The sequence below is a fragment of the Microbacterium luticellae genome, from assembly GCF_050408645.1.
Taxonomy (GTDB): domain Bacteria; phylum Actinomycetota; class Actinomycetes; order Actinomycetales; family Microbacteriaceae; genus Microbacterium.
Genome location: NZ_JBNTKE010000002.1, coordinates 70,460 through 91,688 on the forward strand (window position 1 = coordinate 70,460; position 21,229 = coordinate 91,688).

At 61.3% G+C, this 21,229-nt stretch carries 25 protein-coding genes; 16 read left to right on the forward strand and 9 right to left on the reverse strand.

The window, feature by feature from the left end; all coding sequences use genetic code 11:
* Window positions 1–7 precede the first annotated feature (7 nt).
* The 5 genes from ACQUSW_RS05875 to ACQUSW_RS05895 all read right to left on the reverse strand — a co-directional run bounded on the left by ACQUSW_RS05875 (window position 8) and on the right by ACQUSW_RS05895 (window position 1,678).
* Entirely contained in the window at window positions 8–310 is a 303-nt protein-coding gene (locus ACQUSW_RS05875; protein WP_428931364.1) for a Dabb family protein, read from the reverse strand.
* The gene (locus ACQUSW_RS05880) at window positions 307–573 is read right to left on the reverse strand and encodes a glutaredoxin family protein (protein ID WP_428931365.1); all 267 of its coding nucleotides are present in this window, start codon (window positions 571–573) and stop codon (window positions 307–309) included. Before ACQUSW_RS05880 ends, ACQUSW_RS05875 begins: the two co-directional genes overlap by 4 nt.
* Window positions 570–872: a rhodanese-like domain-containing protein gene (locus ACQUSW_RS05885; protein ID WP_428931366.1), complete on the reverse strand. Its 303-nt coding sequence runs from the start codon at window positions 870–872 to the stop codon at window positions 570–572. The genes ACQUSW_RS05880 and ACQUSW_RS05885 overlap by 4 nt, the downstream gene beginning before the upstream one ends.
* Window positions 873–1,037: 165 nt before the next feature.
* Complete coding sequence (locus ACQUSW_RS05890; RefSeq protein WP_003792170.1) at window positions 1,038–1,136, reverse strand: 30S ribosomal protein bS22; 99 nt, start codon at window positions 1,134–1,136, stop codon at window positions 1,038–1,040.
* Between the two features lie 125 nt (window positions 1,137–1,261).
* Entirely contained in the window at window positions 1,262–1,678 is a 417-nt protein-coding gene (locus tag ACQUSW_RS05895; protein WP_428931367.1) for an ArsR/SmtB family transcription factor, read from the reverse strand.
* Between the two features lie 71 nt (window positions 1,679–1,749).
* Here ACQUSW_RS05895 and ACQUSW_RS05900 point away from each other — a divergent pair, with 71 nt between their 5' ends.
* Both ACQUSW_RS05900 and ACQUSW_RS05905 read left to right on the forward strand, forming a co-directional pair.
* Complete coding sequence (locus tag ACQUSW_RS05900; protein ID WP_428931368.1) at window positions 1,750–3,177, forward strand: TrkH family potassium uptake protein; 1,428 nt, start codon at window positions 1,750–1,752, stop codon at window positions 3,175–3,177.
* A complete protein-coding gene (locus ACQUSW_RS05905; protein WP_428931369.1) occupies window positions 3,170–3,841 on the forward strand; it encodes a potassium channel family protein in 672 nt (223 codons plus the stop codon). The genes ACQUSW_RS05900 and ACQUSW_RS05905 overlap by 8 nt, the downstream gene beginning before the upstream one ends.
* On the opposite strand, the gene proC is transcribed toward ACQUSW_RS05905, so the two are convergent.
* Window positions 3,838–4,677: a pyrroline-5-carboxylate reductase gene (gene proC, locus ACQUSW_RS05910; RefSeq protein ID WP_428931370.1), complete on the reverse strand. Its 840-nt coding sequence runs from the start codon at window positions 4,675–4,677 to the stop codon at window positions 3,838–3,840. The two genes, ACQUSW_RS05905 and proC, sit on opposite strands and share 4 nt — an antisense overlap.
* A 47-nt stretch (window positions 4,678–4,724) precedes the next feature.
* On the opposite strand from proC, the gene ACQUSW_RS05915 reads away from it, so the two are divergent.
* On the forward strand, window positions 4,725–5,690 hold the full coding sequence (locus ACQUSW_RS05915; RefSeq protein WP_428931371.1) for a cation diffusion facilitator family transporter: 966 nt from the start codon (window positions 4,725–4,727) through the stop codon (window positions 5,688–5,690).
* Here the strand turns inward: ACQUSW_RS05915 and ACQUSW_RS05920 are convergent.
* Window positions 5,687–6,118 (reverse strand): nucleoside deaminase, encoded by a 432-nt coding sequence (locus tag ACQUSW_RS05920; protein ID WP_428931875.1) that lies wholly within the window; start codon window positions 6,116–6,118, stop codon window positions 5,687–5,689. The genes ACQUSW_RS05915 and ACQUSW_RS05920 overlap by 4 nt on opposite strands.
* A 133-nt stretch (window positions 6,119–6,251) precedes the next feature.
* Here ACQUSW_RS05920 and upp point away from each other — a divergent pair, with 133 nt between their 5' ends.
* The 11 genes from upp to ACQUSW_RS05975 all read left to right on the forward strand — a co-directional run bounded on the left by upp (window position 6,252) and on the right by ACQUSW_RS05975 (window position 17,930).
* Window positions 6,252–6,884 (forward strand): uracil phosphoribosyltransferase, encoded by a 633-nt coding sequence (gene upp, locus ACQUSW_RS05925; RefSeq protein WP_428931372.1) that lies wholly within the window; start codon window positions 6,252–6,254, stop codon window positions 6,882–6,884.
* Between the two features lie 33 nt (window positions 6,885–6,917).
* Window positions 6,918–8,174, forward strand: a complete 1,257-nt coding sequence (locus ACQUSW_RS05930; protein ID WP_428931373.1) for a PucR family transcriptional regulator — start codon at window positions 6,918–6,920, stop codon at window positions 8,172–8,174.
* Window positions 8,175–8,366: 192 nt separating this feature from the next.
* A complete protein-coding gene (locus tag ACQUSW_RS05935) occupies window positions 8,367–9,992 on the forward strand; it encodes an ABC transporter substrate-binding protein (RefSeq protein ID WP_428931374.1) in 1,626 nt (541 codons plus the stop codon).
* 59 nt (window positions 9,993–10,051) lie between these two features.
* Entirely contained in the window at window positions 10,052–11,074 is a 1,023-nt protein-coding gene (locus ACQUSW_RS05940; protein WP_428931375.1) for an ABC transporter permease, read from the forward strand.
* Window positions 11,071–11,919, forward strand: a complete 849-nt coding sequence (locus tag ACQUSW_RS05945) for an ABC transporter permease (RefSeq protein ID WP_428931376.1) — start codon at window positions 11,071–11,073, stop codon at window positions 11,917–11,919. Before ACQUSW_RS05940 ends, ACQUSW_RS05945 begins: the two co-directional genes overlap by 4 nt.
* Window positions 11,916–12,701: an ABC transporter ATP-binding protein gene (locus ACQUSW_RS05950; RefSeq protein ID WP_428931377.1), complete on the forward strand. Its 786-nt coding sequence runs from the start codon at window positions 11,916–11,918 to the stop codon at window positions 12,699–12,701. Before ACQUSW_RS05945 ends, ACQUSW_RS05950 begins: the two co-directional genes overlap by 4 nt.
* Window positions 12,688–13,530 carry an ABC transporter ATP-binding protein gene (locus tag ACQUSW_RS05955; protein ID WP_428931378.1) on the forward strand — a complete coding sequence of 281 codons (843 nt, stop codon included), beginning with the start codon at window positions 12,688–12,690 and terminating at the stop codon, window positions 13,528–13,530. Before ACQUSW_RS05950 ends, ACQUSW_RS05955 begins: the two co-directional genes overlap by 14 nt.
* Window positions 13,530–14,561 (forward strand): LLM class flavin-dependent oxidoreductase, encoded by a 1,032-nt coding sequence (locus tag ACQUSW_RS05960; protein ID WP_428931379.1) that lies wholly within the window; start codon window positions 13,530–13,532, stop codon window positions 14,559–14,561. Before ACQUSW_RS05955 ends, ACQUSW_RS05960 begins: the two co-directional genes overlap by 1 nt.
* Window positions 14,558–15,751 carry a M24 family metallopeptidase gene (locus ACQUSW_RS05965; RefSeq protein ID WP_428931380.1) on the forward strand — a complete coding sequence of 398 codons (1,194 nt, stop codon included), beginning with the start codon at window positions 14,558–14,560 and terminating at the stop codon, window positions 15,749–15,751. Before ACQUSW_RS05960 ends, ACQUSW_RS05965 begins: the two co-directional genes overlap by 4 nt.
* Window positions 15,748–16,974, forward strand: a complete 1,227-nt coding sequence (locus tag ACQUSW_RS05970) for a pyridoxal-phosphate dependent enzyme (RefSeq protein WP_428931381.1) — start codon at window positions 15,748–15,750, stop codon at window positions 16,972–16,974. The genes ACQUSW_RS05965 and ACQUSW_RS05970 overlap by 4 nt, the downstream gene beginning before the upstream one ends.
* Entirely contained in the window at window positions 16,971–17,930 is a 960-nt protein-coding gene (locus tag ACQUSW_RS05975; protein ID WP_428931382.1) for an LLM class flavin-dependent oxidoreductase, read from the forward strand. The genes ACQUSW_RS05970 and ACQUSW_RS05975 overlap by 4 nt, the downstream gene beginning before the upstream one ends.
* A 7-nt stretch (window positions 17,931–17,937) precedes the next feature.
* Here ACQUSW_RS05975 and nadE read toward each other — a convergent pair whose 3' ends face one another.
* A complete protein-coding gene (nadE, locus tag ACQUSW_RS05980) occupies window positions 17,938–18,756 on the reverse strand; it encodes an NAD(+) synthase (RefSeq protein WP_428931876.1) in 819 nt (272 codons plus the stop codon).
* 19 nt (window positions 18,757–18,775) lie between these two features.
* Window positions 18,776–19,084: a GNAT family N-acetyltransferase gene (locus ACQUSW_RS05985; protein WP_428931383.1), complete on the reverse strand. Its 309-nt coding sequence runs from the start codon at window positions 19,082–19,084 to the stop codon at window positions 18,776–18,778.
* Between the two features lie 338 nt (window positions 19,085–19,422).
* Here ACQUSW_RS05985 and ACQUSW_RS05990 point away from each other — a divergent pair, with 338 nt between their 5' ends.
* Together ACQUSW_RS05990 and ACQUSW_RS05995 are read left to right on the forward strand one after the other, a co-directional pair.
* Window positions 19,423–20,199, forward strand: a complete 777-nt coding sequence (locus tag ACQUSW_RS05990; protein ID WP_428931384.1) for a winged helix-turn-helix domain-containing protein — start codon at window positions 19,423–19,425, stop codon at window positions 20,197–20,199.
* Window positions 20,200–20,256: 57 nt separating this feature from the next.
* The gene (locus tag ACQUSW_RS05995) at window positions 20,257–21,201 is read left to right on the forward strand and encodes a DNA-3-methyladenine glycosylase family protein (RefSeq protein ID WP_428931385.1); all 945 of its coding nucleotides are present in this window, start codon (window positions 20,257–20,259) and stop codon (window positions 21,199–21,201) included.
* The last annotated feature ends 28 nt before the right edge of the window (window positions 21,202–21,229 follow it).

Below are 21,229 nucleotides of genomic sequence, written 5' to 3' on the forward strand. Positions count from 1 at the left end.
GCGCGACCTACACCGTGTAGTCGACCGCTGCTCGCCCTCCAGCGACACTGCGAATGTATGTGGCAGCCTCTTCGTGAGCCGGATGCATCTGGTAGGCCTCGAGTGCCGCCAGGTCGGCGAAGTCGGCGATAAGCGTGATGTCCCAGTTCACATCGGCGTATTCGGTGTTGGCACCGGCCGAAATGCTCAGCAGCTGCGGCACGACGCCCTCGAGTGCTTGAAGGCGACGGGCGCATTCTTGCGCGTGCTCACGCCTGGTCGGGGCATCCGGGGCCGCCATTTTCCACATAACAACGTGGCGCAGAGTCATTGTGCTGCTTTCTCTAGTGCGGTGCGCAAGCGGTCGGCGGAGAGCCGCCAGTGCGCGTGCAGGGTGTCGTTGATCAGAACGACAGGGATTTTCTCCCACCACTGTTCATACAGTGCTGCGTCGTCGAGTATCGACAGGTGTTCGACGTCGATGCGGTCGGCGATGCTCTCGGGAAGCTCGGCAAGCACCTGGTCAACGATGTCTTCGGCGACATCACACAGATGGCAGTCGGGTTTAGCGATCAGCGAGACGCGGATGCTCACCGGCCCGGCACCACGATCTCGTAGCCGTGGTCGCGCCAGTCGGAGGTACCGCCGTCGACATTGGTGACGTCGTGTCCGCGCGCCTCGAGTTTCTCGGCCACTCGGGCGGAGCGACCACCCCGCTCGCAGATGACGTCGAACGGTTCGGCCGGCAGTTCGTGTAGACGGTTGCCGAGCTCAGACAGCGGAATGTTAACGGCACCGGGCACGTGGCCGGCGGCGTATTCGTCACGCTCACGAACATCGATGAGAGGAATCTGGGTGCGCTGCGCGCGTTCTGAGACGGTGATCGTCTTCATGCTGCTCCGATCTGATCAGCCCCGGGGGCTCCAACTAGGCGTGGCACACGGCCGCGTAGTGCGGCACTGCGCTTCCGGATGCTGAGAGGCTGCGTGTTGCGGGTAGACACGAAGCGCCCCTCGGGTCGATGAAACCATTCAGGGGCGCTCAGTGCACAATGCCGTTTACTTTTTGTTACGGCGCTGGTGGCGAGTCTTACGAAGCAATTTACGGTGCTTCTTTTTCGCCATGCGCTTGCGGCGCTTCTTGATGACTGAACCCACGGAAACCTCGCTACGTTTTAGGGTCGGACGCCGAATATCGCGGCGCCCTAGGTCGGGCACGAAAATGCCTCAGAGCATTCTAGCGCACCACATTAATAGTCGCGTACGAAACGTCCGTTGCGGACTCAACCGCCCAGGCGTCGGAACGCCGAAGAAACCACGTGTTTGGCCGAGGCTGCAGCACGCCCCACGACTTCGGCGGCGTGCGCTGCCTGCCCCGGCAGCGCTGTCGCACCCGTCACCAGGTCTGCCACAGAATCGCCATAGGCGTCAACGAGGAAGGGCACCAGCCAGTCATCAACCTGCTCGAGAGGCTCGACAGAAAGACTGTAAAAACGCCGCTGTCCGTCTTCGCGAACCGTCACAAGATCGTGATCGCGCAGCACTTTCAAATGTTTAGAAACAGTGGGCTGGCTCACGCCCAACTCTGCAACGATTTCTGTCACGCTCGTGCCCAGTTCACCATCGGTCGAACGACGCAGCAGCAATTGCAGGATGTCGCGCCTGGTGCCGTCTGCGATCACATCGAAGATGTCGGTCATGCCTTCAGGGTAGTCGGCCCTCGTGCGGAGTACCATGACGAAGCACCGAAGAGGTGTGGACAGGAGTGAATATGGCACGTGCCCGGGCGATCCTGCCCGCGGGTGGCATGCGGCGTGTAGTGCGGGGAATCAAAACCCTCACGACCTCGTCACCCTCGCGCTTTGCGCTGGCAGTCTTCGCCCTGCTGGTGCTGGTTTTCACTGCACTACTGTCGCTGCCTATCGCTGCGACAGACCGCACCGTGACGCCGCTCGCCGATGCGCTCTTCACAGCAGTTTCGACCATTTGTGTCACGGGTCTCGCCACTGTCGATATGGCCACCCACTGGTCGCCATTCGGCCACGCCATCATATTTCTCGGCGTCAATATCGGTGGCCTCGGTGTTCTTACGCTCGCGTCACTGCTGGGCATGGTGATTTCAAAACGGTTAGGTCTGCGTGCCCGCTTGCTGGCCGCCGGTGACACCAACCCTCTCCGCGCACACGGTGGCCCGATCAACGAGGGACAAACTGTGCGGCTGGGTGAAGTGCGTCAGCTGCTCGCGACGGTCGCGATCTCGGCGCTCGTTATCGAGGGCGCTTTGGCCGTGCTGCTCTACCCAGCACTGATCTTCGCTGGTATTCATCCGGTGGCTGCCCTGTGGGAGGCCCCGTACTACGCCGCCATGTCGTTTACGAACACCGGGTTTTCTCCCAACCCCGGCGGACTCGATGCGTTTACGCACAACTATGCGGTGCTCGGTCTGCTGATGCTCGGTGTTTTTCTCGGCAGTCTCGGTTTTCCCGTGATTTACGCGCTGAGCCGTCATCGGTTCCGCGTCAAGCGGTGGCCCCTGCACACAAAGCTCACGGTCATCACCACCGTGCTGCTGTTCTTTGTCGGCGCCGTTGTCATCCTGCTGCTGGAATACAACAACCCCAAGACTTTCGGCAGCATGGACGCGGTCGACACCACATTCCAGGCGTTCTTTTTATCGATGATGACGCGGTCGGGCGGTTTTTCGGTCATCGATATTTCTGCCCTCAACGGCTCGTCACTTCTCGCGGCCTGCATGCTCATGTTTGTCGGTGGAGGCTCGGCTTCCACCGCCGGGGGCATCAAGGTCACAACGCTCGCTGTGCTGGCCCTGGCCGTGTGGTCCGAGGCCAAGGGGCGCCAAACAGTTGAGGTGTTTGGCCGCCGCATCCCCTCGGATGTTCAGCGCGTTGCGCTGAGCGTTGTTGCATGGGGATCAACACTCGTTGCGGTCTCGACCATTACGATCGCGCAAATCACCAAGGCACCCATCATCGATGTTCTTTTCGATGTCATCTCAGCTTTTGGCACCGTGGGTCTGTCGACCGGGCTCACAGCACAGTTGCCCGACTCTGCCACGTATGTTCTTGCGGCCACGATTTTTATGGGTCGCGTTGGTACAGTAACTCTCGCCGCGGCGGTCGCTGCGACGTCTCGTTCGCAGCGCTACTCGCTGCCCGTCGAAAGGCCGATCGTTGGTTGAAGCACTGCGCTCTGATGCCCCCGTACTCGTTATTGGCCTGGGCCGTTTTGGTGCCGCGTGCGCCGGAGAACTCGATCGACTCGACCGCGAAGTGCTTGCGATCGATGAAAACCTGGAACTGGTGCAAAAGTGGTCGGAGCGTGTTACCCACACGGTGCAGGCCGATGCCCGCAACCTCGATGCGCTACGACAAATAGGTGCGCAAGACTTTTCCGTCGCGGTCGTGGCAGTGGGGTCGCTCATCGAGGCATCGGTGCTCATTACCGCTAACCTCGTCGACCTCAAAGTGCCGCAGATCTGGGCCAAAGCCGTCTCGCAGTCGCACGGCAAAATTCTTGCGCGTGTGGGTGCCAACCACGTTATTTACCCCGAGCGCGAAGCCGGTGAACGGGTGGCGCACCTGGTGAGTGGGCGCATGCTCGACTTCATCCGTTTCGACGACGACTTTGTGCTGGCAAAGATGTACCCACCCAAATTTATTCGCGGTATTGGTCTAAACCAGTCGGGTGTGCGCACCAAATACAACGTGACCGTCGTAGGCGTAAAAAGCCCCGGTAAGCCCTTCCGCTACGCCGAAGCCGACACGGTGGTCACCAACCACGACCTCATCATTGTGTCGGGCACTAACGGCGATATCGAGCGCTTCGCAGGGCTCGACCGCTAAGCGCCCGCGGCAAGCTCGCGCGCCCGTGCCAGCGCAGCATCCGTCGCCTCGGTAAACGTGCGGTGTAGTTTGGCCTGCTGCAGCACAGCGATCGCCTGCTCGGTTGTGCCCTTGGGGCTTGTCACTGCACGCCGTAGTTCGCGGGGTGTGTCTCCGGATGCCTCGAGCAGCGCGATCGCACCCATAAACGTTTGCTCTACCATCAGCCGCGCATCGGCGGCGCTGAATCCTTTTCCTTCTGCTGCCCGCGTGAACTCTTCTATGAGCAGATATACGTAGGCCGGACCCGACCCAGAAATAGTGGACAGCGCATCGATCTTGTCTTCGGCAACCTCAATCACCGCGCCCACCGTCGCAAACAGGGCATGCACAAGAGCCATGTCTTCAGCATCGGTAGCGGCGCCGGCCGACAGCCCCGTGACTGCCTGCCGCACCGTAGCCGGCGTATTGGGCATCGCGCGAACCGTGCGCACCTGATCACCCAGCACCGAGGTGAAAGTGGCCAGTGTCACGCCCGCAGCAATGCTGACAACAATGGCGTCATCCCGCAGCACGGGGGCGATCTCGGCCAGCAGTGCGGGCACCATCGCGGGCTTCACCCCGACCACAATGATGCGGGCGTGTGCTGCTGCTTCACGGTTGGCATCGGCGTCGTCTTCTAACGCCACCGAGACCACACCATCACAGTCCGCGAGTGTCGCCGCACGCGCGCGAGTGCGGTTGGTCACCGTGATGTCACCGTCGCGAGGTGCGCCCGAGGCGACGACTCCGCGCACAATCGCGCCACCCATCGATCCGGCACCGAGAAAAGCAAGCGAAGGAAGCGAAGTAGTCATGTAAAGAATCCTAGAAGGCAATGCGCCCTGCACTCTAGACTGGCTGCATGAGTGCATCCGGTGGAGTCAAAGCGATCCTCGCGGCTTTTCTCGCCAATCTCGGTATTGCCATCGCCAAGTTTGTGGCGTGGCTGCTGTCGGGCTCTGCCTCGATGCTCGCCGAAGCGATCCACTCGGTCGCCGACTCGGGCAACCAGCTACTCCTGCTACTGGGTGGCCGACTCGCGCGGCGCCGCGCCGACAAAGAGCACCCCTTTGGTTATGGGCGCGAACGCTTTGTTGCGGCGTTCGTTGTCGCCATCATTCTCTTCTCTATCGGTGGCGTGTTTTCAATCTATGAGGGCATTCAAAAACTGCGCGACCCGCATGAACTGGGCAATCTATGGATTCCCCTTGTCGTGCTTGCCATCGCGATCGTGTTGGAGTCGCTCTCGCTGCGCACGGCAGTGAAAGAAAGCGCCCGTGTAAAAGAACCGGGGCACAGCTGGGTGCAGTTCGTTCGCCGCGCGAAAGCACCCGAGCTTCCTGTCGTGCTGCTCGAAGACATCGCAGCGCTCATCGGGCTCGTACTCGCGCTCGCTGGTGTCGGCCTTGCCGCAATCACCGGAAATCCCATGTGGGACGCCCTCGGTACCCTCGCCATCGGTGCACTGCTCGTGGTTGTTGCCGTGGTGCTCGGTATTGAAACCAAGAGCCTTCTGGTCGGCGAGGGCGCCAACCCCGATGACCACGCTCGCATTGTCGAATCGATCGAGAAGGGCGAAGAGGTACAAAAGCTCATTCACATGAAAACGCTGTACCTCGGCCCCGACGAAATGCTTGTCGCCGCAAAAATCGCGCTCAAATCAGACAAGTCCGTGCGAGAAGCAGCCCACGACATCGACGTTATTGAGGCGCGTATTCGGGCAGCAGTGCCCGCGGCCCGCGTCATCTACCTCGAACCCGATATCTATCGCCCAAGCCGCGACCCCGAACCGTCCACCGACGCGATTGTGCTGCGGTCGTCGGACTAACGTCGCTCCGTAAAAAACTGCTGCAAGAGCGCGATCGATGCGTCACGTTCTACCCCACCCACCACTTCGGCACGGTAGGGCAAGCGGCGATCACGAATAACGTCATACATTGACCCTGCCGCACCGGCTTTGTCATCCCAAGCACCAAAAACCACGCGACTCACCCGCGACTGCACAATGGCACCGGCGCACATAATGCATGGTTCGAGAGTGACCACCAGCGTGTGACCCTCCAGATTCCACGAACCCACAGCACGCGCGGCGGCCCGCAACGCTACAATCTCGGCGTGCCCGGTTGGGTCACCGGTTTCTTCGCGATTGTTTCGACCCTCTGCCAGCATGCGCCCCGCCCCGTCGAGCACCACAGCACCCACAGGAACCTCCTGCGCTGCCGCCGCATCACGCGCTAGCTCCAAGGCCCGTGCCATAGCCCGCACATCTGCATCGCTCACACCGTTTAGCCTACGGCGGGGTGGCGCTGATGCGCAGCATCCGGAATGCTAACCGAATAAACCTCGTGAGTCCTCCCACGAAAGAACCGACGGCAAGTAGCCTGTACCTATGCGTGTTCACGTCGCCGACCACCCCCTCGTCACCCACAAGCTTTCTGTGCTGCGTGATGAGCGCACCCCATCGCCCGTTTTTCGGCAGTTGACCGAAGAGCTCGTCACCCTGCTGGCGTATGAGGCGACCCGGAACGTCCGCGTTTCTCCCATCACCATCACAACTCCGGTAACAACGACGACGGGTGTAAAAATTTCGGAGCCACGCCCCATCGTGGTTCCCATCCTGCGCGCAGGGCTCGGCATGCTCGAAGGCCTCGTCAAGCTGCTCCCTACGGCCGAGGTCGGGTTTTTAGGGATGGTGCGTGACGAAGAAACGTTTGAGCCTGTCACCTATGCCGAGCGCTTGCCCGCCGACCTCAGCGACCGCCAGTGCTTTGCCATCGACCCGATGCTGGCGACGGGTGGATCCCTCGGCGCTGCCATTGAATTTCTCTTTGCCCGTGGCGCACAAGACGTGACCGCCATCTGTCTTCTTGGTACCCCCGAAGGTGTGAGTGCCATCGAAAAAATCGTGGGCGACCGTGACGTCACCCTCGTGCTGGGCGCTATCGACGAACGCCTCGACGAACACGGCTATATCGTTCCCGGCCTCGGCGACGCCGGCGACCGCCTGTACGGCACGGTGTAGGCGCGCCGTGCCATCGGGGGGTGAATGGTTGCGATGAGCGCCGAGATTCAGCGGGTTGCGCGCGCACTGCTGAAGCACTTCGACGCGCTCATGTCTACCATCACAAACCGCGTCTGGCAGACCGTACCGGCCTATTCGGCCCAGCTTCTCGAACGCGTTGACCTTACTGATCGTATTCGCGACAACGTGCACAACGTCATCATGTGCATGTTCGAGGATCGCCCACCGGTGCCCGACGAATTAGAGCGGGCTGCGCGCGCCGGTGAGCGGCGCGCGCTGCAGGGCATCAGCCATATTTCCATAGTGCAGTCGTTCCGCACTGCCGAACGCGTGCTCAATGATGAATATCACAGCTGGTGTGCCAGGATGCAGGTGCGCGACGAAAGCGCTCGCGCTGGGCGTGACAGCATGGTTGCAGCTCTCGACAGCCTCGAAGCGGCCATGCTCAGCGCATACTCGGCCATGCAGCACCAGATCACTGTGAGCAATGCCCTCACGGAGCCAACACTTTTTCGAAGGCTTGCCGAGGGCGACACTATTCACCCCGATGAGGTCGAACAGCTTGCCCGTGTTCTCGAACTCGAAGATGCCGAAGAGTCGGAGTTCATCGCGTTTGCGGCAACAATCATCGACGATGCCGAGCAGTTCAGTGTCGACCGCATGCGCCTGCGACTTGTCGCAGCGCTCAGCACTATCACGGGAACGCCCACGCTTTCCGGTATTGTGCGACAGCAGCATCCGGTGCCATCATCGGCGAGCACCGCAACACAGGCATTATTCGCACTGCCGTGCACGAGCCCATCCGACGAATTTTTGTCGATCGTACAGCAGGCGCTGACCGAGGCCAGTCTCGTGACATCTGTGCGAGCAGCCATTGGCGAACCTCGCACGGGCCTCAGCCAGATCGGGGTGTCTGCCCGGCAAGCGCTGGCGGCTCTCGCGGCAACAGAACAGGGCACTCACACGCCCGGAGTGCTGCGCTACGTTGACCGGCTCATGGAGGTCTTTACCCACCGAGACCTGGGGTTCGCACGCGCTCTACGCAGTCGCTACCTTGAACCGCTGGGCGGTGGTGATCTTGAAGAAACCCTGCGTGCATACACCGCTCACGAACTATCGATGGGTGAAACAGCCAAAGCGCTGCACGTTCACAAAAACACGGTTGTGTACCGACTGCGCCGTATCGAAGAGCTCACGGGCCTCAATTTGCGGCACGCTCGCGACATCACACGGGCGGTATTAGCCATCGAGGCTTCTGATGCGCTCGACGCCAGCTCGCGGTCGCTGTAGCAGTAGCATCCGGATGCTTCTCGTACAAAACAACAACTCCGCAGCGCAAATCTTTGTCTTCTCGTCTGATGAACGCCAGCAAACGCAGGGGAAGAATGGAGAAACCGCCACCACAGCTCGTTAGCGACATGGCCTGCCACCCACCACCCCTGGGCACTGCCATGTTGTGTTCTCCTTCGGAGGCATCACACCGTGTCTTTCAGCCGTCGTCGGCGCAGTCGACTACTTCTTTCTTCCGCCCTCGTACTCACCGGAGCCTTGGCGATCACTGCCTGCTCTGCATCGAACCCTTCTGACCCGTCATCATCGACCGATGGCGGAGACAAGAAGCCGCTCGTTATTAGCCTCGACAGCTCTGTCGACATTCTTGACCCGCAGCAGTACCGCAGCCGCGCTGCCATGGTGACCACGGCATCGCTGGTTGAACAGCTCATCGAGCAGAAATACGACACGGTCGACGGCACACAGGTGGGTACCGACGAGTTTGAGAATGCTCTTGCCGAAAGCTACGAGTACTCCGACGACCGCACCGTCTTGACGATCACGCTGAAAGACGACCTCACCTTTACGGATGGTTCACCCCTCACCGCCGACGATGTCGTGTGGAGTATGGTGCGCGGGCTCGAAGGCCCCGGCTACATCAAGGTGCTGTACCCCATGGTGGGTCTGACCAGCGCCGACCAATTCGTTGCACTCGACGAAAAGACCGTGCAGATCACCGCCGAATTTGCCACTCCTCTGCTCGATAAAATGCTGGCAATGCAGCCCTTCGGCATTCTGTCGAAGACCAGTGGCGACGAGCACAAGAGCGATGACGACCCGTGGGCCGCCGAATGGTTCCGTGAAAACGACAACTCATCGGGCCCGTACACGGTCACCGCCTACGACCCCACCACGAGCATCACCCTCGCACCCAACCCGAACTATTACGACCCCGACCGCATTGCGAACGCCGGAATCACGATCCAGTTTGTGAGCGACCCTGCCCAGCGCGCACTGCTCTTGCAGAGCGGCGAAATTGACCTCGCCCAGGGGCTCCCCCTCGACCAGGTGAAAGAGCTCGAGTCGGTAGACGGCCTCCACGTTGTCTCAGAAGAGTCGCACCTGCTGCAGTACATGGGATTCAACGTCAACACCGCCCCGTTCGACGACCCCGAGGTACGCCGCGCGGTAGCCACCGCCCTGCCGTATGACACATTCGTCTCGGATGTCATGTACGGCTATGCGCGCACTGCATCCGGGGTGGTCCCCGAGGGCATGGTTACGCACGACGATGCCATCAACAACTTTGAACAAGACCTCGCAGCCGCCCAGAAGATTCTCGACGACGCCGGCGTAGAACCCTTCTCAACCACGCTGTCGTTTAAGCAGTCGTCGGCGGTGGAGTCACGTGCCGCCGTATTCATTCAGTCGGCACTGAAAGAAATCGGGATCACGGTCGATGTGCGTCCGCTTCCGGATGCAGAGTTCACTCAGCGCGCGAATGCTCGCGAACTACCCATGTTCCTCAACAGCTTCCTCGGCTGGGGTAATGACCCCTTCTATGTCATGAGCGGCCTTCTGGGCACCGGATCCGGCAATAACTTCGGTGACTACGGAAACGCCACACTCGATGAGCTACTGCAAACCGGATTCCAAACCGACGACGCCGCTGACCGCGATGACATTTCATCGCAGGCACAGCACATCATCTTCGATGAGATGCCCATCATTCCCGTCTGGAATCCGAACTGGACGTTCGTCGTGCGCGACGGCGTGACGGGTCTCACGAAAGACAACACCGAACAGTTGCGGCTGCAGTACCTGGCCAAGCAGTAACACCGGTGCCGGCCAGCCTCCCTCTGGCCGGCACCCTCTTCTTTGTGAAATGACGCCTCGTGTTTAGATACATCCTCCGCCGACTCGGCATATCGCTGCTCACCGTGGTGGGTTTGGCGCTTGTCGTCTTCCTCGTGGTGCGCATCCTGCCCGGTGACGCTGCTGCAGCCCGACTCGGTCCCGAAGCCAGCGCGGAAGACATCGAGGCGCTCCGGCGGGCCTATGGTCTTGATCAGCCGATCATCGTGCAGCTGGGCGACTACCTGCTCGGGCTCGTGCAGGGTGATCTGGGCACAGCGGTCTCGACGGGCAGGTCGGTTGCCGACGAGATGTTCATGCGACTACCGGCAACAATCGAGCTGGCTATCGCTGGCCTTCTCGTGGCACTCATCATCGGTTTTCCTCTGGGCATGCTTGCGGCCGCGTACCACGGCCGTCTACCCGACGCATTCGCGCGCATCTTCGCTGTACTCGGCTCGAGCCTCGCGCCTGTGTGGCTCGGCCTCATGCTGATTTATGGGTTGTACTCCGTAGCCCAGCTCTTTCCCGGGCCCGTTGGGCGGCTCTCCATCGGCACTCCGCCCCCACAGTCCATCACCGGGCTTTATGTATTCGATGGTCTACTCACCGGAAATTTCTCTGCCGTAACCGAGGCACTGCGGTACCTTGCCCTGCCCGCCATCACGCTCGGTCTAGGAGCCTCGGCCGCTGTTCTCAAAATGGTGCGCTCGGCCATGATCGCAACCTCAGAAAGCGGCTTCGTGCGCACCGCTCGCGCCTACGGTGTCGCCTCACGCGAAATCCTGTGGCGCGATCAACTCCGCAACGCCATGCTGCAGGTGCTGACCGCTATCGGTCTTGTCTTCGGGTTTTTGCTCGGCGGCAACGTGGTTGTCGAGCGCATGTTTAGTTGGCCGGGCGTGGGCCGACTCGCGTATGACGCACTCGGCAGTAATGACCTCGAACTGCTTCAGGGCTTTGCTCTTATCATCGGCACGATCTATATCGTGCTGAACTTCGCCGTCGATCTGCTCTACGGACTCATCGACCCCCGTATACGACTCGGAGGGAAGGCATCATGACCGAGCAAGCCTCAGCTGTCGCTCTCACACACAGCGTGCGTTCACCCCGGGCCCGGCGTCGCCGACCGCTGCTGTGGGTGGGCGTGGCCATCATCGCAACACTGCTCGTCCTCGGCAGCGTTGGTCCCCTGTTTGTCGCCCATCCCGCGGCCATGGTAGCGCCAGCGTTTCAGCCTCCCTCTGCCGAATACTGGTTTGGCACAGACAGTTATGGCCGCGATATTTTTGCGCGTTCCATACACGCCATCTGGATCGACCTCGCTATCGGTGTCTCGGTTGCCATTCTTGCGATGATCGTGGGTTCTGCCGTGGGTGTACTCTCAGGCTACTTGGGTGGCAAGGTTGACGACGTCATCATGCGCATGGTCGACGTGCTCATGGCTTTTCCGGGCTTCATTCTCGCCATGATTCTGCTGGTCTCCATTGGCGACACCATCCCGAACCTTGCCATTGCTCTGGCCGTTGCCCAGATCGCCCCATTTGTTCGGCTGGTGCGAGCCAAGGCTCTCAGCGAGCGCGAACTGGAATACGTTGCAGCGGCACGGGTTTCGGGATCGGGATGGCTGCGCACAGCATTTCGTCACGTGCTCCCCAACTCCATTCGCCCGGCAGCCGTGCAACTGACTCTCGTGTGCGGATACTCGATTATCAACGTGTCCGGCCTCGCTTATCTGGGGTTGGGTATTCATGCCCCCACAGCCGAATGGGGCGTCATGGTCGCCGAGGGCGCATCGAACATGCTCACGGGCCAGTGGTGGACCGCATTCTTCCCGGGCCTCATGATCGCCATCACGGTCATGGCTCTGCATTTTATTGGTGACGAACTGGCAGGAGACCGCGCATGAGCCGCCTGCACATAGACGGCCTGTCGGTTGAGGTAGCAGCATCCGGCACGAGCCTGCTTCGCGATATTTCACTCGATATCGACGCGGGTGAGATTGTGGGGCTCGTCGGCGAATCGGGATCAGGAAAGTCGATGACCTCGCTCGCCACCATGGGAATTCTTCCGTATGGCATTCGTCAGACGAATGGACGCTTCTTGGTCGACGGGGTCGATGTGACCGCGCAAAAACAGCGTTCTGTGCAGAGCCGTTTTGCCATGATCTTTCAGAACCCGCGCGATTCGCTCAACCCACTCATGCGCATCGGGCATCAGATTGCGCGCATGGTGGCACTGCACCAGGGTCGCCGCCGTGACGAAGCAGTGAAGACCGCCATCGGCCTGCTCGAACGCGTACATATTCATGACCCCGAGCAGACGGCGCGTTCGTATCCGCACCAGCTATCCGGTGGCATGTGTCAGCGTGTTATGGCCGCCATGGCACTGGCCTGCCGCCCGCGCCTTCTCATAGCCGATGAGCCGACGACAGCGCTGGATGTCACGGTACAAGCCCAGATTCTTGACCTCATCACCGAACTCACCGACGAAACCGGATGCGGCGTATTGCTCGTCACCCACGACCTGGGCGTGGTCGCAGAAACCTGTGATCGCGTGAACGTGCTCTATCGTGGCGATCTTGTTGAACAGGGCACAACCGAGGCAATCTTCACGGCTCCACAGCACGAATACACACGGTACCTACTCGAATCTGGACGAGCTTTGGGGGTGCGAGATGGCGCTGCTTGAGGCATCCGGAGTGCACAAGACTTTCACCGTCGGCACACGAACCGTGAACGCACTCGCCGGCGTTTCGATATCTGTGCAGGCGGGAAAGACCCTGGCGGTTGTCGGCGAATCGGGATCAGGAAAGTCAACCCTCGGTTCGATCATCGCCGGCCTGCAAAACTACAGCGAAGGCGCCATAACTTTTGACGGCAATTCCATCGGCGACCGAGCACTGCGGGGCACGCTGCGCCGCCGCATCCAAATGGTGTTTCAAAATCCACTGCAGTCACTGAACCCGAAATATCGCGTCGAACAAACACTGCTCGAACCACTTTCGTTACTGACAGGTCTGCGAGGCTCGGCTGCGAGCAAACGCGTAACAGAACTGCTGGACATGGTGCAGTTGCCCGAAGAGCTTCGCCGTCGCTACCCCGGAGAACTATCGGGTGGGCAACAGCAGCGCGTTGCCATCGCGCGTGCCCTCGCACCCGACCCCGACCTCATAGTTCTCGACGAACCCACTTCGGGTCTTGATCAGTCGGTGCGCTCTCACGTGGTCGAGCTCCTGCGGCAGCTGCAAGACGAGCAGGGCGCGGCCTACATATTTATCACGCACGATATCGACGTCGCCCGCGCCATCGCTCACGATGCAGCCGTCATGCAGCGCGGACAGGTTGTTGAGGCGGGCTCCCGCAGCCAGGTGCTCGATAACCCGCAGCATCCGTATACCCAGGCTCTGCTTGCCGCTGTTCCGAATATGGATCCTCGCCAGCGGCGTCGCCCTTATCACTCCCGCCCGACCTCCCCCTCGACCGAGGCTGCGGTCTCTCACATCAGCAAGGAGAAGTAATGCGTTTCGGACTCGGTGTGCCCACGGGCACAGAAGGCCTCATGTACCCGGTGCCGTTTGCCGACCCCGAACAGGCCGTACGTCTTGCCGTCGAAGCAGAACGCCTGGGCTTCGATGGGGTGTGGGGCAACGACCACGTCACCACGCAGCGCTATGTGCGCGCAGAGTTTGATGAAGCGCCCCGCTTTTATGATCCTTACCTTTACCTGTCGTATGTGGCCGCTTCGACCACGACGCTGACTCTCGCCACGGCAATCACAGTCTTTGCGTTCCGTAACCCTGTTGTGCTCGCTAAGCAGGCCGCAACCCTTGACCAGCTTTCGGGCGGACGCTTCATTCTTGGCGTGGGCATTGGCGCTTATCGCGAAGAAGCCGAACTCATGGACACGCAACGCACCCTGCACCGCGGCAAACACGCAGAAGAATATTTGCAGGCACTCGAACTGCTCTTTACGGAGCGCCGCGCCAGCTACAGCGGCAAATACATCGCGTTCGACGACATTGAAAGCTATCCCAAGCCGCGCCAGAGTCCGCTGCCGATTCTGTCGGGCGGTAACGCTATTGGCTCGCGGGAGCGCGCAGCCAAATACGGTCACGGCTGGATACCCGCGCTGCTCACCCCGGATGAGATCCGTGAAGGAATCGCCCATATCGCGCGCATTGCTACCGAACACGGCCGCCAACTTCCCGACACTTTCGATATTGCTCCGCAGTTCTCGGTCGTGCCCGGAAAGTCGACCGCAGCAGCGCTCGACACCTTCGAACAGACCCAACTTTTTCAGCACATGCGCTCGCTATCGAAGAGCACGCTAAAAGACCAGCGCAACGACGACTGGGCAGCCCGCAACCTGGTTGGCACGCCCGCGCAGATGATCGACCGTATCCACGCCTATGCCGAAGCCGGTGTAACCACTATGTCGGGGCTGCTTTTTGCCTGCAACACCGTAGAAGAAACCCTCGACCACATGGCCGACTTCGCCGAAAACGTCATGACCCCCTACCGTCGCGAGACCGAAGGAGCACACTCATGAGCGCCCGCCTCATTGATCCCCACCTCATTTCTGCCCGCCAAGACCGACTCCGCAGCCAGCTAGAGCAGGCGCCTTTTGACAGCGTGCTGACGCTGAGTGCAGCCAACTTCGACTACGCCACCGGGTACCGCAGTGTGTCGGCGACGGTGCACGGCATTTCTCCTCTCGCCGCTCTGGTCAGCGCTGACGAACTTCTCGTGATTGGCCCCGTAGCCGACAGTGCCCCGGGCTTTGATGCAGGGTTAAACCCCGACGACTACCTGGCATACGGGCGCTTCTACTTTGAGTCCGACAATGGCAGCGCTCGCGCCTCACAGCTCGTCGACGAGCACGCTGACTATGCCCAGGCTCTCGCTGCAGCAGTCACCAGACTGCAGCTGCAGCACGGCCGCATCGGCATCGACGAGCGAGCGTGCCCGATGCCGCTGCGTCATCAGCTTGCCGAGCTGCTTCCGCTGGTGCAGTTCGTTGACGCCAGCGACTGGCTTGCCGGAGTACGTGCCATCAAGCTGCCGGGCGAAGTGGCGCTGCTCGAACAGTCGGCCCGCATTGTTGAGTCGGCCATTCTCGCAGGAATTGCGGCCGCGGGCGTCGGCGTCACGGAGGCCGAGATCGCCCGTGTTGTTACCAGCGCGATGGTCACGGCCGACACCGAGCCACGGTTTGTCGTCGTGACATCCGGCCCACGATCCGCACTAGCCGACGCCTACGCCACCAATCGGGCGCTGCAACCCGGAGACCTGCTGCGTTTTGACGTGGGCGGAATGTATGAGGGCTATTGGAGTGACCTCGGCCGCACGGCTGTCATCGGCGAGCCCTCGGCCAAGCAGAAGTCTTTTTACGAAGCGATTCTGGTGGCAGAGCAGGCCCAGTTCGATATGGCGCGCCCCGGCGTGCTCGCGCAGGACCTCTTTACCCGTGCGGTCGATGTTGTCGAGGCATCCGGCGGCCCCCGGCCCTATCGACGTCAGCACTGCGGCCACGGTATCGGCCTCGAAGTGTATGAGTCACCCATCATCCGGCCCGACAGCCCCACACCGCTTGAGGCCGGGATGACGTTCTGTTTCGAAACCCCCTATTACGAACTGGGCTGGGGCGGAATGATGGTTGAAGACACCCTGGTGGTGACCGAGAACGGCATTCGACTGTTGTCGGATCGCGGCCGCGACCTGACGGTGGTGGCAGCATGAGCGCCTATCTGGGTTACCTCGTTCACCCCATCTCTGGTGAGCGCGTCGAAGAGTCACAGGCTTACATTCCTGCAATTACCGATGATGGTGGGCACGTCTACCCTGTTCCTGCCTACGACCTCGACCGAGTTCGGGGGCTGGAAACAACGAATGATCCGGGACTCTTCCGCTATCGGCCGCTCCTACCGGTCAATGACGGCCCGGTGGTTTCACTGGGCGAGGGAGCCACCCCCACGATTCCTCTCACCGGACTCGGTGAACAGTTGGGCATGAGCGCCCTGTATGTCAAAGACGAGTCACGCAACCCCACATGGTCGTATAAAGACCGTCTAGCAGCGGTCGCCGTAACGAAGGCCGTGCAAGAAGGACGCGACACGGTCGTTGTATCGAGCACCGGCAACCACGGCGCTGCAGTGGCAGCCTATGCGGCACGCGCAGGCATCCGGTGTGTTGTGCTTACTCTCGCGTCGGCACCGCTGGCGATGACGACACTTATGCAGAGCTATGGGGCCGAAGTTATTGCTGTTCACGAGCCCACCGACCGCTGGGTTCTCATGCGCCAGCTGGTCGACGACTATGGCTGGGCCCCTATGTCGGGCTTTGTCACGCCACCCTCGGGTTCGAATCCTTTCGGGTGCGAGGGCTACAAGACCATGGCTTACGAACTGCATGCCCAACTGGGTGATGTACCGGATGCTATTGTCGCCCCGGTCGCTTATGGCGATGCCATTGCGGGTTTGCAGCGTGGTTTTTCGGAACTGGTCACTCTCGGACTCACTACGAAAACTCCCCGCCTCATTGCTGCTGAGCCCTTTGGCCCCTATGGCAAGGCTGTGCGCGAAGGCTATCGCCCCTCCGACTCAGTTGCTGCAGGGTCTTCGGTGGCATTCTCTATCGCGACTCCGATGGCAACGTGGCAGGGATGGAACGCGCTTACCGCCACCGGAGGCACCGCGGCGACGGCGTCTGATGAACAGACGATGCAGGCTCAGCAGGCGCTAGCTTCGCGCGATGGTGTTTTCTTAGAGGCATCCTCGACAATTACTGCCGCGGTCTTGCCCGAGCTGTTGGCGCGAAAAGATATCGCCGCCGACGAGAAGGTAGTACTCATCGGCACATCGACGGGGCTGAAAGATGTGCCTACAACGGCCGCACGCCTGCCCGAGGTGCCGGTCATTGCCGCTTCGCTGCCCGAGCTGTTTAACGCGATTGGTGCCGCATGAAAATCGGTGTTGCGCCGTCGGGCCGCCGCAGCGCCGCCGACGCGGTCGAACTGGCACGCATTGCCGAGGGCGAAGGGCTCGCCGAGGTATGGGTGAGCGAAGACTATCTGGAGCGCGGTGCCTTTGCCGTTGCCGGAGCCATTGCTGCCGCGACCTCATCCGTATCGGTGGGTCTGGGCGTTATAAATCCGTGGACCCGGCACGTGGCCCTCGCTGCAATGGAAGCACATGCCCTTGATGAAATCGCGCAGGGCCGCAGCATTGTGGGCTTGGGCGCCAGCAACGAGGGGTGGATGTCGGGGCGCTTGGGGATTCCTTTTCGGCGCCCTATCGCTCTGCTGCAGGAATATTCGCAGGCACTACGGCGCCTCTTGGCGGGCGAACGCGTAGCAGAAGAGGTTGCGGGGCTGCTGCTGGATGCCCAGCTTGATGCCACACCGGCACGCGATATTCCTATTGTGTGGGGAGTAAAAGGCCCCCGGGCACTGCAACTAGGCGCGGATGAAGCCGATGGGCTCATGCTGTCGGTGCTGTCATCGCCCGGTTACGTACGCTGGGTGCGCCAGCAGTATGCCCCGGCACACATCACCGCCTATGCGTCGTTTCGTGTGGATGCCGACCCCGCTGCCGCGCGCGAAAGCCTGCGTGGGCACACAGCACGGTTTTTGGGTATGCATGGAGCCTCGGCCATTACCGAATACGCGGGGCTCGATCAAACCCTCGCGCACCAGTGGCGGGAACGCCTGCTTTCCGGGCGCGATGCGAGCGACCTCGTCGATGACGCAACGGTTTCTGCCGTCACGGTTTCGGGCACCCCGGATGACGCGGCGCATGCTCTGCTTGCTCATCGCAAGGCCGGTGTCGATTCGCTCATCGTTATTGACGATGGGCGTACCGCACCGGCACAGCTGGTCGGCGACTTGGTGAAGGTTATGGCCCTGGCCGGGCTCAGCTAGGCATCCGCTAGCGCCACCAAATGTCACCCGGTGTCACCGGCAGGTGCCGCTTGTGGGCGCTCGTGCGGTATTTTGCTTCGATTGCTGCGGCGACCTCATCGGGCACTTCGTGACCTTCGAGGTAGTCGTCGATGTGCTGGTAGCTGACGCCCAGTTCGTCTTCATCGGCACGGCCGGGTTCGTCGTCGAGCAGATCGGCGGTGGGCACCTTGGTGATCAACTGTTCGGGCGCACCGAGGTGTTCGAGCAGTGAGCGTCCTTGCCGTTTGGTGAGCCCAGAAAGCGGCATGATGTCGGCTGCGCCGTCACCAAATTTCGTAAAGAACCCCGTTACTGCTTCGGCGGCGTGGTCACTACCGACCACAAGGAAGCCGCGGTGAGCGCCCAGCGCAAACTGCACGACCATTCGCATACGGGCTTTAATATTGCCGCGATTAAAGTCGCTGAGCTGTTCGTCGATGGCAGCGGCCATATCGCTGTCGATCACGTCGACAGCGGCGGCAATATTGACGTCAACGGCCTGATCAGCAGCAATAAAGTCGACGGCTGCCTGTGCGTCGTCGGCGTCGCCCTGCACCCGGTAGGGCAGTGTGACGGCCAAAAACGTGGCGTCATGCCCTTCGGCCCGGCATTTTTCGACCGCAAGCTGGGCTAGTTTGCCGGCCAGTGTCGAGTCTTGTCCGCCCGAAATTCCCAGCACATAACCGCGTGCGCCTGTTTTTTTGAGATAGTCGCTCAAAAATGCCACGCGGTGTGCGACCTCGTCTTCGGGGTGGATGTGAGGGTGCACGCCCAGATCGTGGGCTATCTGCTCTTGCATGGTCATCGTCATGATGGAACCTTCCTCAGCGCTGTCGTAAAAGACCGCTGTGTTCCGGATGCTTCTCAAACCACTCGGCTGCATACCAGCACACGGCGTCTACGTTGCGGCCTCCGCGCGCTGTGATATCGGCGACCGCGCCGTCCATGACGCGGGCCGCCATGCCCTGCTTACGAAAGGTGGGAACAGTGAAGACCCGGGTTATTGCCACTGTTGTGCCGTCGTCACGATAGTCGGCCACGCCCGTGAGGGTGGTGCCGCGATGCAGCTCATAACGCGATTGTTCGGTGTTGTTCGTGACAACAAACTCTGCGTTTTCATCCGTTTCACTCATGACTCCACGCTACGACGAAAACGACACAATTCGTCATCTTTTGACATCACCCGTGATTATTCGACATAATCAGCCACATGACTACCAACGAACGTTCTTTGTCCGCCCTGGAGGCGAACGGGACTGTCGGCATGATGATGGCCGACAACGTTGGCATGTGTTGTCGAATGTGTCGCTAATAGTTAGCCCCGTTCTCGTTGGCTTCACACGCTCGTGTGAACACCCCGGCTGTATGCCAGCCCCGGCTCCTCTGTTCGAGCCACACCCCTCGCTCTGCGAGGCAACAACAACACGCTTTTTGAGCCGCATCCGGCTCGCAACCGTCAAGGATCATCATCATGTCGAACACCGCCCTGCTTACCCGCCCCCGCCCGGCTCGTCACCTCACCGCTCTTCGCCCGTCTGTATCACCCCGCACTCCGGAGCGAGTTATCACTCCCGCACCTATTCAGCAGATTTCTGACGCACCCAGCGCCCCAGCAGCAAACCCGGCAGTCCCTGCGGATGTGTCGACAACGCGTGCACCGCGCGGTTTCGCGCTGTATGTGGGGCTCGACGAACATAAGGCAGCCGAGGCAGGTGTGAGCCTTCCGACGCTGGTCGAGGCCCTGCGCCGCACGCTGGCCGAGCTGGCACCCGGTGCCGAGTCTCACGCAACCGTTGCTCTTGCCCCGCACGGCACGGGCGGCCGCGACATCGACGTTGTGCGTCTTGCACTGCACGAGCCCGGTGCCGTTGCCCGGTCGAAGGCCACAACAGAACCGGATGCCACCGACGAAGCCGGTGTTGTCGTAGATATTTCGCGCAAGCGCGTTGTGATCGACGCCGAATCGGCTGCGCTCACCTACAAAGAGTTTGAACTTTTGCAGTACCTGGTGCTGCGCGAGGGCCGCACGATCGAGCGTTCGGAGCTCGTGGAAGCCCTGTGGCAGACCTCCGACACCGAGGTGCCCAATGAGCGCACCATCGACGTGCATGTGCGTCGCCTGCGCGCCAAGCTGGGCCGTTACGACGAAATCGTTCGCACGGTGCGCGGCGTCGGGTACCGTTTTGACCGCCACGCCGATGTCGTTATTCGGTACGGCCACGGCACCCCGTCGCCCGACCGCTTCTAAACTAGCGGCGCGGTGTCCGGTGCTGCGACGTCAGCGGTGCGATCTAGTATCGGAGCCATGACCCGAACCGAGCAGCATGTCTGCATGCACTATCGCCCGGGTCGGTATGTTCACCTCACCGACACCCTTGCTATCCACCGCCGCGGCCTGTTTGACCCGGTCATGGTGATCGACGGCGGCACCGTATGGCGCGCGCTGGCCACAGACAATGGTGCCGTTACCCTCGCGTTGCGCACGCAAGACGATGAGATTATCGTCGACGCGTGGGCCGCGCCAGGTACGGCCACCGAGGACATCGAGCAGGCGCTGGATGCGGTACCCGACCTGTGCGGGGCCGGCGACAACGACGAGGGGTTTGCTGCTCGCCAGCATCCGGTTGTCGCCGCCGCCGCACACAAGAACCCCGGTTTGCGGTTATCGTCGGTGAGCGAACCACTGGAGCCCCTGGTGGCAGCCATTCTCGAACAAAAGGTGACGACGCTGCAGGCGTATCGTGCATGGCGCTATGTGGTGTCGCGCTACGGAAGCCCTGCGCCCGGGCCCACCCCACGACCACTGTTTGCGCCGCCGGGGGTAGCCCAGTGGCGCAGCGTGCCTTCGTGGGAGTGGCACCGCGCCGGAGTCGAACCACCACAGTCACGCACCATCATGCGCGTGATGGCCCGCGGCACGCGCATAGCCGAAGCACTGCGCGCAGCAGACGGCGGCCACGAAGCCGAGCGCATCCTGCGGGGCACGGTCGGCGTCGGCGTATGGACGGCGGCAGAAACCCGCATCCGAGCACACGGAGACGCCGACGCGGTGAGCTTTGGCGACTACCACCTGGCGCATGAAATTGGTTATGCACTCACCGGTTGTCGCACAGATGACGACGGCATGCGCGAGCTTCTGGCACCGTGGGCCGGGCACCGGCAGCGTGTTATTCGGCTGCTCAGACTCAGTGGTCCGCGGCAGGAGCGTCGCGGTGCGCGGCTTGCCCCACAAGACCACCGGCGCCACTGAGAATCCTCAGCAGCGCCGGTCGTACAGC